The sequence below is a fragment of the Fredinandcohnia quinoae genome, assembly GCF_022427965.1.
In the GTDB taxonomy this organism is placed as follows: Bacteria; Bacillota; Bacilli; order Bacillales; family Bacillaceae_L; genus Ferdinandcohnia; species Ferdinandcohnia quinoae.
Window position 1 is genome coordinate 20,909 of record NZ_JAKTTI010000042.1, and the last position, 13,670, is coordinate 34,578.

The 13,670-nt window shown below is 39.1% G+C and carries 14 protein-coding genes and 1 pseudogene; 13 read left to right on the forward strand and 2 right to left on the reverse strand.

The features are described from left to right. Positions 1 to 110 precede the first annotated feature (110 nt). Positions 111 to 499 (reverse strand): annotated as a pseudogene (locus MJG50_RS22415) (SDR family oxidoreductase); the annotation flags it as partial. Continuing rightward, positions 496 to 771 (reverse strand): Atu4866 domain-containing protein, encoded by a 276-nt coding sequence (locus MJG50_RS19185; RefSeq protein ID WP_240257382.1) that lies wholly within the window; start codon positions 769 to 771, stop codon positions 496 to 498. The gene MJG50_RS19185 and the pseudogene MJG50_RS22415, both read right to left, overlap by 4 nt. 258 nt (positions 772 to 1,029) lie before the next feature. Here MJG50_RS19185 and MJG50_RS19190 point away from each other — a divergent pair, with 258 nt between their 5' ends. From MJG50_RS19190 to MJG50_RS19250, 13 genes are all read left to right on the forward strand, one after another. Further along, positions 1,030 to 1,932, forward strand: coding sequence for an AraC family transcriptional regulator (locus tag MJG50_RS19190; RefSeq protein WP_240257383.1), 903 nt, complete (start codon positions 1,030 to 1,032; stop codon positions 1,930 to 1,932). Between the two features lie 239 nt (positions 1,933 to 2,171). Next, positions 2,172 to 3,419 carry a VCBS repeat-containing protein gene (locus MJG50_RS19195; protein ID WP_240257384.1) on the forward strand — a complete coding sequence of 416 codons (1,248 nt, stop codon included), beginning with the start codon at positions 2,172 to 2,174 and terminating at the stop codon, positions 3,417 to 3,419. A gap of 12 nt (positions 3,420 to 3,431) precedes the next feature. After that, entirely contained in the window at positions 3,432 to 4,121 is a 690-nt protein-coding gene (locus tag MJG50_RS19200) for a response regulator transcription factor (protein WP_240257385.1), read from the forward strand. Positions 4,122 to 4,125: 4 nt separating this feature from the next. Then, entirely contained in the window at positions 4,126 to 5,505 is a 1,380-nt protein-coding gene (locus tag MJG50_RS19205; RefSeq protein WP_240257386.1) for a sensor histidine kinase, read from the forward strand. Between the two features lie 62 nt (positions 5,506 to 5,567). Then, positions 5,568 to 6,254: a lysozyme inhibitor LprI family protein gene (locus MJG50_RS22360; protein ID WP_240257387.1), complete on the forward strand. Its 687-nt coding sequence runs from the start codon at positions 5,568 to 5,570 to the stop codon at positions 6,252 to 6,254. Positions 6,255 to 6,585: 331 nt separating this feature from the next. Next, the gene (locus MJG50_RS19215; protein ID WP_240257388.1) at positions 6,586 to 6,873 is read left to right on the forward strand and encodes a hypothetical protein; all 288 of its coding nucleotides are present in this window, start codon (positions 6,586 to 6,588) and stop codon (positions 6,871 to 6,873) included. A gap of 539 nt (positions 6,874 to 7,412) precedes the next feature. Beyond that, a complete protein-coding gene (locus MJG50_RS19220; RefSeq protein WP_240257389.1) occupies positions 7,413 to 7,670 on the forward strand; it encodes a hypothetical protein in 258 nt (85 codons plus the stop codon). Positions 7,671 to 7,672: 2 nt separating this feature from the next. Continuing rightward, complete coding sequence (locus MJG50_RS19225) at positions 7,673 to 8,053, forward strand: retropepsin-like aspartic protease (RefSeq protein ID WP_240257390.1); 381 nt, start codon at positions 7,673 to 7,675, stop codon at positions 8,051 to 8,053. Between the two features lie 373 nt (positions 8,054 to 8,426). Then, positions 8,427 to 9,464 (forward strand): NAD(P)/FAD-dependent oxidoreductase, encoded by a 1,038-nt coding sequence (locus tag MJG50_RS19230; protein WP_240257391.1) that lies wholly within the window; start codon positions 8,427 to 8,429, stop codon positions 9,462 to 9,464. Between the two features lie 153 nt (positions 9,465 to 9,617). Then, positions 9,618 to 10,670, forward strand: coding sequence for an iron-siderophore ABC transporter substrate-binding protein (locus tag MJG50_RS19235; RefSeq protein WP_240257392.1), 1,053 nt, complete (start codon positions 9,618 to 9,620; stop codon positions 10,668 to 10,670). After that, positions 10,660 to 11,703, forward strand: coding sequence for a FecCD family ABC transporter permease (locus tag MJG50_RS19240; protein ID WP_240257393.1), 1,044 nt, complete (start codon positions 10,660 to 10,662; stop codon positions 11,701 to 11,703). Before MJG50_RS19235 ends, MJG50_RS19240 begins: the two co-directional genes overlap by 11 nt. Then, a complete protein-coding gene (locus MJG50_RS19245) occupies positions 11,700 to 12,737 on the forward strand; it encodes a FecCD family ABC transporter permease (protein WP_240257394.1) in 1,038 nt (345 codons plus the stop codon). Before MJG50_RS19240 ends, MJG50_RS19245 begins: the two co-directional genes overlap by 4 nt. Then, a complete protein-coding gene (locus MJG50_RS19250; protein WP_240257395.1) occupies positions 12,737 to 13,540 on the forward strand; it encodes an ABC transporter ATP-binding protein in 804 nt (267 codons plus the stop codon). The genes MJG50_RS19245 and MJG50_RS19250 overlap by 1 nt, the downstream gene beginning before the upstream one ends. Positions 13,541 to 13,670: the final 130 nt, after the last annotated feature.

A 13,670-nucleotide genomic window follows, 5' to 3' on the forward strand; every position in this document is an offset into this window, starting at 1 on the left:
ATTTTATTTTTTTAAGTTATCCAATTTATTCATTACAACTATTACTATATACCTAATAGGATTATTCCTTAATTCTTTGAACTTACCAAATTGGATTTCTACTCCTCTCCTCACACCACAGGTTTGATGACCAGTTCACTTATATCGGTGTTTTCTGGCTGTTCAAGCTCATAGACGATAGCACGGGCAATGGCAGCTGCTGACAGGGCGGTACGTCGATATTCCTTCATGATTTCCCTCGCCTCATTGTCTGTAATGCTCTCGGCTAGTTCTGATTGGGTTACACCTGGCTATGAGGGTCACACGGATGCCTTGCCCTGCATTCTCATGACGTAATCCCGCACGGCATATTTTGTCCCGCAGTAGACAACTGCTGTCGGGGTAACTTCGTAGGCGCCGATGGATGCGATGTTAATGAAATGTCCGAAACCTTGTTTTTCATAACGGGAAGACCCGCAGCAATTCCATGGAGTACGCCGCGAATAAGTATAGACATCATTTCTTGATCCCTTCCCTAAGTTCTTCCTGATAGAGCACCATGCCTGCATGGTACAGCACCCCATCGATAAAATCACCATCAGCAGTAAAACCTGTATCATCGACATATTCGATATGATTGCCTTTGATCGTATATCTACCTTGATAGGCGTTTTTGCGATCACCGCGGGCTTCGTCATATCGTCCGCTCGGAAGCAACTCGTGCCGAATATAGTTGTCTGCAGTAACCCACATGCCTACATACGGATGGGAATTAGCGTGTTCTTTCTTCATTTCTCCATCTCCTTTCACATTTAAACCTCCAACCTCGGTAGGATGGTAAATAGGGTGAACCAAAGATCCACTAACAGAAATATAATCAATTTCTTAATCCTCCAATTGTAGTGTGTGACCATAAAATCATTATGAGTGGTTGAGGACAGAAGGGGGTAGCCGGAAAATACACAATTATTGCCTAATCCTCCAAAAAAGGATAGTATAGAGAGTAAAAGAAGGGTGAACCATTTATTGGAAAGTTCGGAGGGGTTGGTCATGAATCGAATCAAGGAATTAGTAGAGTTACTGGAGAGGAATGTAACAATGGATGGAACGCATGAGACGTCTATACCTGGCTTGCGGCTTGTCCGTGCTTCCCGGATATCTGAACCAGTGTACTCTGTTTACGAACCATCCCTTTGTGTCGTGGCCCAGGGCTCAAAAGTGGTTATGCTCGGGGAAGAAAGTTATAAATACAATTCGGCCAGTTATTTGACTGCTTCCGTTCATTTGCCGATCACAGGGCAGGTCGTAGAGGCTTCGCCGGAAATTCCTTATTTATGTGTAAATCTGCAGCTTGATATGAACCAGATTTTCGAAGTCATTCAATCGTCGAATCAAGTCATTCCTAGCAACCCTCCAGGCCGCGGTCTGGTAATTAGCCGGGTAAAAGACTCGCTCCTTGACACGGTATTGCGGCTTATCAGGCTCCTGGAAACTCCACAGGATATACCAGTCCTTGCCTCCAGTGTCAAGCGTGAGATCGCTTACCGTATTCTGCAGAATGATAAGAATGATTCCATGAAGCATTTTGCACTTGTAGGCAGTCAGGGTCAGAGGATTGCAAAGGTGATTGGAGTGTTGAACCGGGAATTCGCACAGCCCTTAAAGGTGGACGAATTGGCGAAAGAAGCCAGAATGAGCTCGTCATCCTTTTACAATCATTTCAAGGAAGTAACAGGCATGAGTCCCATCCAGTACCAGAAACAGCTCCGCCTGCAGGAAGCACGGCGATTGCTTTTAACGGAAAACATGGAAGCGGCTGAGGCAGCATTCCAGGTGGGGTATGAAAGTCCATCGCATTTCAGTCGGGAATACACCCGAAGGTTCGGCCTGTCCCCAATCAAAGATATACGGCGTATAAGAGAAACTGTTCATAAATATACCTACTATAATTGATTAAATTATTAAAGAAACTAAACCTATTTGACTTAAAAAATATTGAATGGATGAAGGTTATCCGAAAATAATAAGTGAAATGCTTCACAAGTTCCACTGCTTGCACCTGTAATTACAACTATTAATGTAGCACCATACTTCATTGTAATTTTTTTGTAACTATTTATTTAAAAATAGACTTTATAATGAAGACAGTCCATTTTATTTAAAGGAAAAGTTCATGAATGGGAGCATACAGGATGAATAATAAATGGAAACGTAAGCTCGGGATATACCTTTCACTAGGCATTTTTTTATCTGGTTGTAATGTAGCTGAATCTCCCAATAATCTGATTAAAGCGCCTCAACTTGAGGATGGACAAAAATGGAAGTTGTATGAAACTCTGAAGCAGCTGGTACCGCCTGGAATGGAATATGTAACACCCAAAGGAGCGGTGGTCAAACAGTCAATCTTCATGGATGACGTCGATAACGATGGAAAACTAGAAGCCTTTGTTGTATACAAACAGCCGAAAGAGAATGGGAACCTCCATTTACTTGTCCTGAAGGAAAACAAGGAGAGTTGGTTGCAAGTGGCTCTTCTTGAAACGGAGTATCAAATCCTTGATTACTTCAATATGCATAATTTAGATAACGAGGGGGGCATGGAAATTGTCATCGGTTTAGGTACTTCTGATTTCGAACCGGAACGCCAGCTTTTTATTTATCAGTATGGCCAAGACGGACTTGGGTTGCGAGTCAACAGGGCTTATCACTTACTGGACTTTGCTGATTATGATGAAGATCAAAAAACGGACGTGCTGCTAGTGGAGGGAAAAAGACGGGAATCCTTTACGGCTGGGCTGTTCCATTATAAAGAGGGAAAACTAGTGCGGCAGTCGTCTGTTGATTTGGATGCGTATGCCTTTCATGAGCATATGACCAGTGGCACTTTACGAGACGGTCAGAAGGCACTGTTTATTGACAGTAAGATTGGCGTTCATGCGATGATTACAGAAATCGTGGCATATGACCAGGGGAACCTTGTAAGTGTTGACATGAATCAGGACATCAAGGAGTACCTTCTTTACAGCCAGGACATTAATAAGGATGGTATTACAGAAGTGGGGGGAATGTACGTTCCAAAGGGATGGGAAGATGCCCCTTTCGAGGATATTCCATTTATTGAGTTTTATTCGTCGCACTCCATAAGCGGAAAGGCTGAAAAAGTCACCGAGAGATATACCGACCGGGAGCATGGGTTTTATATCGAAATCCCTGTCGAGTGGCAGTGTAAGGTGACTCCTAAAAAGGTCAAAAATGGTATCCAGTTACTTTCCATCCCTGGAGAGGTGCCTATTTTTGAGATAAGATGGACAAACAAAGACTCTTCTGAAGTGGCCAAGTATGTTTTAAAGAAGTCGCAGGATACCATTTTTTATTCCAACCGAGATGAATATCAAACATTTCCTTTTAAGCAGTTTCATTTACTAGAAGATGATTTTTAAGTGGGGAAAAATATGAAGAAAGTTCTAGTGGTAGAAGACGAATTATCGATACGTAGCTTTGTTTGCTTGAATCTTAAAAGAAAGGGATATGAAGTCAGGGAAGCCGAAACAGGCGAGGATGCATTGCATATATTCCATCAGGAGGCTTTTGACATTGTGCTGTTGGATCTTATGCTTCCCGGGCTGGATGGATTTTCAGTATGCCAGGAAATTAGAAAGGTTAATCAGGCAGTCGGCATCATTATGCTGACCGCAAAAACACAGGAAGAGGATAAAATAGAAGGCCTGATCATTGGGGCTGATGACTACCTGTTCAAGCCTTTCAGTCTGGCAGAGCTGGAGGCCCGAATGTTTTCACTTTTACGCAGAATCCAGCATTCCAGCAGTTCGATAGAAAATGCGGTAACGATTCTATCGGGTCCATTTCAATTGGAAACGATAAAGAAGAGATTAATTTGTTCAGGAAAAGAGGTCCGTCTTACGCCCACGGAATATTCCATTCTTCACTTTTTAATGAATCACCCGAACCAGGTTTACACGAGAGATGAATTGCTAGATGAAGTATGGGGAGAAAGCTATATCGGTGAATTAAAAGTCGTGGATGTAAATATTCGGCGGATTCGTCAGAAAATCGAAGCTGATCCTTCTACTCCTGTGTATTTATGTACCGATTGGGGACGGGGCTATTTATGGAAAGAGTAAGCGAATGAAACGTAAAGTCATTCTATATTTCATGATCATTATTCTTTTAACTTTAAGTTTGGTTATGATGGTCTTTGGTATTGCCCTGACACGATATTATCACCAGGGGATCGCTCAGGCCTTTCAAAACCATGTTGAAGCGGTCAATCCGATTTGGGAAAGTGGAAACGAGTTCAATTACACGGCTCTTGAAGACTTTAGTGATCTTGTCATTAAAAGTTACCAATATGATGGGGCTGAACTCGAGCTGCTGAACCGTGATGGCAAGCTTTTACAATCATCAACAGGCTTTTATGCAGAGCAAATCCGTCCGATTGATAATAATGTCTTTTCCTATAAAGTGGTTTATCAAAAAGAGGAGCTCACATCTGGAGAGAAAGTGCTGGCTGTCTACATACCGCTGATGAAGGATGGACAGGCAGTTGGAGTGCTTCGATATGCTTCTTCCTTGACCAATGTGCAGGAAACCATCAGCCGGCTGATGAAATATGGATTCTCCGCATGTATTGGTGTAACCGCTATTGTTTTTCTTGTCGCTCTTCGTCTTGCAGATTCAATTGTCCGGCCATTTCATCAGATCATCCGGTTCACCCAGGAAATTTCCAATGGACGGTTCGAGAAAAGAATAGAGGAAACCTTTCCTCATGAACTGGGCAAGATGGCGAGTACGCTTAATTATATGGCAGCTGAGATCGTCAAAACGGACCAGTTAAAGACGGATTTCATCTCTTCGATTTCGCATGAACTACGGACGCCATTGACCGGAATAAAGGGCTGGGCAGAAACGATGGAGTCGCCAGAGGGCTTAACTGAGGAGGAAATGAAATTCGGTCTTTATATGATTAATAGTGAATCAGAACGCCTTATGAAATTAGTGGAAGACCTATTGGACTTCTCAAGATATGAGTCCAAACGAATTACGCTTGTGCCAGAAATAGTGCAATATGACGAGCTTGTGCAAGAAGTGGCTTTACAGCTTCAAAAAAAAGCAACTGAAAAAAACGTGCAGATAAAGGTGAAAACTACACCTGTTTTGATCTATGCAGACGTCGACAAGATTAGGCAGGTACTGCTTAATTTACTGGATAATGCGATTAAGTTTTCTAAAAAAGGCAGTGGTATTCATATAGTTCAGTTTGTGGAAGACGGGATGGCTGTGCTGAAAATCAAGGATCGAGGAATCGGAATGAAGCAGGAAGACGTCGCACATATCATGGAGTCCTTTTATAAGATTGATGCAAAATCAGTCGGTGCAGGGCTTGGGTTGGCGATTGTACGTAGTATTGTTCATCAACATGGAGGAACCATCAATATAAAAAGCGAGTATGGAAGCGGAACAATTATCTTTGTTTACCTGCCCGTGAATAAAATGAAAGAAGAATAATCTGCACGAAAACAGAGTCTTATAAATTTAAAGAGAGAATCATAGTAGGAGGCATTTAGGTAGTGAAGAAACTAGGATATATGCTAGCACTTTCTCTATTCTTAGCAGGGTGTGGTGTTAACGATGGAGAATTTGATGATACAGCGAAAATAACAAAGCCATTATCAGAGAAAGAAGCTATTCAAGATAGTACGGACGAGGAACGACAAGAAGCAGAAAGTGATAAAATCAATGAAACCAGCACAGATTCAGGAATTAGCGAAAGCAGCGAAAAACCTGCTGCAGAAGTGAAGAGAAAAAGCAGTGAACAGGCCTCTAGTGTAAAAGAGCAAGCACAAAAAAACGAAAAGATAACATCCGATGTAAAAAAAGAATCTGCTCCTGTTAAAAGTGAAAGATCCAAATATTTAAATAAACTGGCGAATGTTAAAGCCAGTATAAGTGAATTTGATAAGCAATTAGAAGGCGGAACAATGGCAGAAATGGGACAAGCGTACGGGGAAATTTTCAAAAGGTGGGATCAGGAAATGAATGACATTTATGGTGCACTTAAAAATCAGCTTTCTGTGAGTGAAATGAACAAGCTGAGAGCAGAGCAGCGCAATTGGCTCACCTACCGAGATAAAACTGCCAAGGAGGCGTCTATGAAATATGAAGGCGGAACAATGGCGTCATTAGAATATGTCGCCACTCAGGCGAGACTTACCGAAGAAAGAAGTTACGAGCTAGTGGAAGCGTATATGTATTAAAATCAGATTTGATTTGTGACGGGGCAATTTCACTATATATAGGAATTAACAAATTTGAGCGTTCCCATGAGTTGGGCAAACTTGTGGGAAGCTTCTTTTTTCATGTCTTGTATGATGTGGAGACTGACTTACTATAAAGTCGATGACTACTTGTCGAGGAATTATCCATGCTCTACAACCTTGTGTTATTAGGTATTATAATGTTTGATAAAACGTGATTTACTCACAGTAAATCGGGATGAGATAACATAAAAGTTACATTTTTATGTCGTTGCAATTTTTAATATTATGCTAAACTTTAATTAAATATATGGATATAGGGGGATATGTCATGCAATTAATACAAACTGGTATTAAAATAGTAGCATCTGAACTTTATCTTGACCTTAAGAATTACAAAGAAGCACGTGAAGCGGCAAGTTGTTCATCCGGGAGCCTTCTGGATGGCATAAAGGAATTCGAGGAAGAAATGAAAAAGAAAATGCAAGAAACACCAGCTACTGAAACATTAACTGGTATAGAGCTGCATGAAAGAATCATCATAGAGAAAGCCGAAATGCTTGCGGATTTAGGAATCCTCCAAGAAGTATTTAATGAAGTCGAAGATTTAGACGATTAATACGGAACAACTTGTATTGGAACATTAGATAACCTGACTGCAGGGTTGATATAAAAAGTCTACCTGACCTAACCGATTCAAAATCACTACTAACCCCATAATTGGTTCTGCAAATGGAAATGATTTCAACATGAACAACAAACGATGCATGTGGAGACGATCGCACTGCTGGAGTTAAAATAATGATTGAAACCTTTAAGAATGGCTTATTGACGGCATTTTTAAGGGTTTATTGCTTATAGAAATTGAGATGTAAGTGGAAACTTAGAGGTTAACTAAAAGTTATAGTGATTTATAAGTAAAAAAATGTGTTGTTGTATTTCACGTAATATTCTGTATTCCGTGACAAATATCCATTATGTCCAATAAGGAAGTTAATAATTCGTCTTATAATAAGGAGAAGTACAGAAATCTCTTTATTAATAAGCGATTAATATGAAGGAGATAATAAAGTTATTCCAAATTATTTCGAGGTGTATTAGAGAAATTTTTGATAGAATGAGAATAAGTAGTAGCTACATTGCAAAGGGGGAGTACAAATGTTATGGGAACAAGTTCGAAAAGCTTACCCGGATAAATGGGTTGTAATTGAAGCGATTGCAGCGCATTCGGAGAGCAACTTTCGAATTGTAGATGATATTGCTGTAATAGATTCGTTTGATGACTCAATGGATGCATTTCGTCGACATCATGAATTACACAAGCAAAAGCCAAACCGTGAACTTTACTTTTTCCATACTTCTAGAGAAGATCTCGATATACGTGAAAAGAGGTGGACAGGACTTAGAAAAATATGATTATGATAAAAGAATTATCAGAATTACCATTTATAGAGGCTACTGTAACTTTTCGTGGGCAAAGCTTGAAACTAGAGAATGTTTTACTTGATACTGGCTCTGCTGGAACCATCTTTAATGTGAATAAACTTGAAGAAATAGGGATAAGGCCAGAGGCAAACGATGTAACACAAACCATTCAAGGTGTAGGTGGGCTTGAGTTCGTTTATACAAAAAATATAGATAGAGTTTTTATTCAGGATGAGATAGAGATCCAAAACTTCAATGTTGAATTAGGTTCAATGGATTACGGTCTTGAGATTGATGGTATTATCGGATACGATTTCATGAAGGAAGTAGGTCTTGTTATTGACTTGCAAAGACTTCATATATCTATAAAGTAGGTCCTCTTGAAAGGGGATATTTTTTTGCCGTTTATACAGCAAGTACCGTCTTTTAAGGTGCTATGTACCTAGTTATATTTTAAAACTGCGAATTAAGATAAACATCAAGAAGCTTCCCAAAAGTTCACTGAACTTTTGTGAAGCTTCTTTTTTTATGTCTTCCATGACATCGAGATATCACTTACCCGCGAAGCGAGTTTTAATGAACGTTCATGAAAGGAGTAATCTATGTTTTTATAAATGATAGATATAATTCACAATTGTGTCATTTATTAATCTTTTATTGACATTAATTATCATTATCATTATGATAATTGTATTAGTTGAGAATTATTATCATCGTGGGAAATGGTTCGTATTAAGGGGAGATAACATGGATTTATTTGATGTAACAATAATTGGTGGCGGTCCTGCTGGTTTATATAGTGCTTTTTATAGTGGTCTACGTAATATGAAAACAAAAATAATCGATGTGCAGCCCATCCTTGGAGGCAAGGTGAATACTTACCCTGAGAAGGTTTTATGGGATGTAGGTGGGCTTCCACCGATGCAAGCACAACAATTTGTTCAGAATTTAATCAATCAAGCAAATACTTTTCTACCAACGATATGTCTAAATACTAAAGTCGAACAAATTGAGAAACACGGAGATATCTTTGTGATATCAACGAATTCGGGAGAGGTTCATTATTCAAAAACAATCATTGTAGCTGTCGGTGGAGGTATTTTAAATCCGATTAAGCTTGAAATTGATTGCGCAAAAAAATATGAAAAGACGAACTTACATTATACAATTTCAGGATTAGAACGCTTCCGTAATAAAAAAGTTCTTGTATCAGGTGGTGGAAATGGCGCGATTGACTGGGCAGTCGAACTTTTATTAGTAGCAAATGAGGTCGTCGTTATATATCGCAAGGATCAATTAACTGCCCATGAGTCTCAGGTGGAAAAACTTAAAGAACATGGTGTGCAAATTATGCTTAATGCGGAAATTCAGGACCTAATATCGAATGAAGATAAAACAGCTATTGAAGAAGTTGTCGTTTCACAAAATGGAGATACTTATCAATTACAGGTTGATGATGTTCTAATTAGTCATGGCTATAATCGTGAAGTGTCATTAACATTTGCTGATGATATCAAACCACTGCTCAAAAATGATTATTATTTAGTTAGTCAAGGGCAATGCAAAACATCTGTTCCTGGGATCTTTGGTGCTGGTGATATTATTTCTTATGACGATAAAGTGGGTTTAATAGTCGGTACATTCCAAGATGCAGTGCTTGCGGTTAATAACGCTAAGTTGTATATCGATCCACAGGCAGACCAATATGCAATGGTGTCTTCTCATAACGAAAAGTTTAACGAGAAAAATAGAGAGCTTTTAAAAGAAATATTTTACAAGGCATAAATCTAGTTATCTAAAAATTAACTAAATAATTGACAGCTTAAAAAAAAAGATTTAAATTAATTAATAGTGATAATCATTATCGATTATATTTTCGATTGAAATTAACAATCGTGGGATATACTTCAAAAAACTTATAGATAGGTAGGGTTACAAATGCAAAATAAAAAATCATTTTTACTATTGTTAACGCTAGCAATTATGGCTTCTCTTGCATTAGTAGGCTGTTCTAGCCAGTCTTCAAAAGATGAAGTAGAAAAAAAAGAGCCAGAAACTTCAACTGAAACAGAGTCAGAATATCCAATCACGATTAAACATGCATTAGGTGAGGCAGTTATTGAAAGTAAACCAGAACGAATTGTTACCATTCAATGGGCAAACCATGATGTTGCTTTAGCATTGGGAGTAGTTCCAGTTGGGTTTTCAGCTGCAAACTTTGGTGTTCAAGATGATAGCGGTTTATTACCATGGACGAAAGAAAAGTTGGATGAACTTGGAACAACTGATCCGAACGTTTTCCAAGATACGGATGGTTTAGATTTTGAAGCAATTTCTGATGCAGATCCAGACGTAATTCTTGCTGCATATTCTGGAATCACAGCAGAAGACTATGAATTATTAACGCAAATTGCACCTGTTGTTGCTTATCCAACTGCACCATGGGCAACGACGTGGCGCGAGCAAGTTGAATTCAATGCTAAAGGTATGGGTATGGAAAAAGAGGGGAAACAGCTAATTAAAGACACAGAAGACTTAATCGCTGAAAAATTAAGTGCTTATCCACAAATCGAAGGTAAAAAAGTAGTGTGGGTTAACTTCTCAGCAGAAGATTTATCTCAATTACACATCTATACTCCAGCAGATTCACGTGGAGCATTTTTAGAAGAACTGGGGATGGCTTATCCTGAAAGTATTAAGGCATTAATTGAAGATCCAAAGAGCTACTCTTTGAAATTAAGCACTGAAAATGTGGAAGCGTTATTCGATGCGGATTTAATCATTGGTTATGGTGACGATGCACTCTACGAAACGATCAAAGAAGATCCATTGTTAGGAAAGATTCCAGCAGTTGAAAGAGGTTCTGTGGCGTTTATTACAAGTGAGTCTCCAATAGTAGCAGCGGGAACTCCAAATCCACTTTCAATCGAATATACAATTGATGAATATTTAGAATTAATCGGTAAAGCGATTGATAAAATTGAAGAATAATCCTTTTGCATCAAAAAAAAAGAAACTAGATTTACATGTACCGCAACATTTTTCACTTATTTTAGTAGTGGGACTTATATTATTAATCGTCACAATTATTGCTTCCCTTGTATTAGGGGCTAGGGTGGTTAGCTATCAAGAATTAATGGATGGGTTACTTTACCAAAATCAAGATTCATATGGTGCAATCGTGGTGCAAAAACGAATCTCGCGTACGATTTTTAGTATGTGCTGTGGTGTAGCATTAGGTATTGCAGGTGTCCTTATGCAATCTGTGACACGTAACCCATTAGCTGACCCAAGTATATTAGGCGTTAATACAGGTGCAGCCTTGTTTGTAATATGTGGGATTACATTTTTTAATATTACGACTGCGAGTCAGTACATTTGGTTAGCTTCAATCGGAGCGGCCCTAACAGCAGTTTTCGTATTTGGAATAGGTTCAATGGGACGTGGTGGAGCCACACCTATTAAATTAGTCCTAGCCGGAGCTGCTACTAGTGCAGCTCTTTCTTCTGTTGTAACAGCCATTATGCTTCCAAGTTCATATGCCATGGATCAATTTAGATTTTGGCAAGTAGGGAGTGTTGGCTCAGGTTCATGGGATTCAATCATGATTTTTATTCCTTTTTTATTATTTGGGATGGTGATAGCGTTTGTATCGGCACCAGCACTAAATGCTTTAGCATTAGGAGATGAAGCTGCGACAGGTCTTGGCGTACGACCAGGTGTGCTAAGAGTATTTGCGATTTCCGCAGGCGTTATTTTATGTGGAGTCACCACTGCTCTAGCTGGTCCAATCGGTTTTATCGGTCTATTGGCAACTCATGCTATGCGTTTAGTAATTGGGCCAGACTTACGTTTTTTAATTCCTATGTCAGCATTAGCAGGGGCAATTATTTTAACATTTTCTGATGTGGTTGGCAGACTAATTGGAAGTCCTGGAGAACTTGAAGTAGGTATTATTACAGCTTTTATTGGTGCACCAATCCTCATCTTATTAGCTAAGAAATCGAAGGTGAGGTCATTATGAGGAACAATTTCGCTGAAGTAAATTTTATTCGAGATGGTATGCGTCGAAGAAGAAAGCGCTGGATCTTAGTTTTCTCACTATTACTCATTTTGGCTGTCATTCTCTGTTGTACAATGCTCTTATTAGGAAACACAATTTATCCAGTGGATGTAGTCATTCGTTCATTAATGGGAGAGAAAATAGCAGGCGCTAATTTTGCGATCAATACGATTCGTCTTCCTCGAATGATTACAGGCTTATTTGCAGGATTTGCTTTCGGTGCAGCAGGTTATATTTTTCAAACGATGTTGCGCAACCCATTAGCGAATCCAAATATTTTAGGGATTACATCCGGCTCTAGTGTGGCTGCTGTATTTTGTATTATCATACTACATTCTAGTAAAATGGTAGTTTCGATCTCAGCAGTCATTGGGGGATTAATTACGGTAATCATCATGTATCTATTTTCACGAGGTCGATCATTTTCGATTGGTCGCTTAATTATTACCGGGATTGGTATGCAAGCGATGTTAGATGCGGCCATATCGTATTTGATTCTTAAAAGCTCCCAACAGGATATTGCAGGAGCATTGAGGTGGCTAAGTGGTAGTTTAAATGGCTCCCAAATGAGCGAAGTACTTCCTTTGATTGCAATTGTAGTAGTATTCACGCCGATAATGGTAGTACTGGGTAAACAGTTGAGCATGCTAGAATTAGGTGATCAAATGGCAACGTCACTCGGTGTAGCAACCGATAAAATGCGAATTACTCTAATCGTAAGTTCTGTCATTATGATTGCCATTGCTACATCAACAACTGGACCGATTGCCTTTGTATCATTTTTAGCAGGACCAATTGCGAATCGCCTAGTTGGTGTTAGTGCATCAAATATTCTCCCGGCAGGTTTAGTCGGTGCTAATCTTGTATTACTTGCAGATTTAATTGGACAGTTTGCATTTGAATATAGATTTCCGGTAGGTGTTATTACGGGTATACTCGGATCACCATATTTAATTTATTTATTAATCCGAATGAACCGAAAAGGAGAATTGTAATGAGTAACACACATGATTTTCGAGTCGATCGACTTGTTTCTGGCTATGATAATAAAACGATTATACATGGGATTGATCTTGAAATTCCAAAAAATAAAATTAGTGTCATAATAGGTGCAAATGGTTGTGGGAAATCAACACTCTTAAAAACGATGGCCAAACTGATCAAACCGATGGAAGGGGACGTTACACTTAATGGCAAAGCAATCAACAAATACCCTCCAAAGCAATTGGCACGTATTTTAGGGCTTCTTCCACAGTCTCCAGTAGTACCTGATGGGATTACGGTTGCGGATTTAGTTGGTAGAGGAAGGTTTCCACATCAAACTTTATTCAGCGGGTGGTCAAAAAAAGACTATGAAGCTGTTGAAGATGCAATGGAATTTATGAATATTACCGAGTTTGCGAATCATGATATTGATGAGCTCTCAGGTGGTCAAAGACAGCGCGTGTGGATAGCAATGGCACTTGCTCAACAAACTGATATTTTATTTCTAGATGAACCAACTACTTTTTTAGATATCACGTATCAGGTAGAAATATTAGACTTACTAACCAATTTAAATCGTAAGTACGGTACAACGATTGTGATGGTATTGCACGATATTAATTTATCAGCTCGCTATGCAGACCATATTTTTGCGGTGAAAAAAGGAAAGCTTGTAGCAGAAGGAAAACCAGCTGAAGTCCTAACAAGCGATCTAGTAAAATCTGTTTTTGATTTAAATTGTGTTGTCATATCAGATCCTATTTCTGATACTCCATTAATCATTCCAAAAGGACGTTATCACGTAAAAGATTGAGATCATTTTATGTGTCTAAACCTTCCGAAATATAAAGTAGAGGCTTCTCATAAGTTCACTGAACTTTTGGGAGGCTTCTTTGTGCGCCCTGCATGGGCGAATACTCGGTGGTGAAAGTCCACTACAGGCT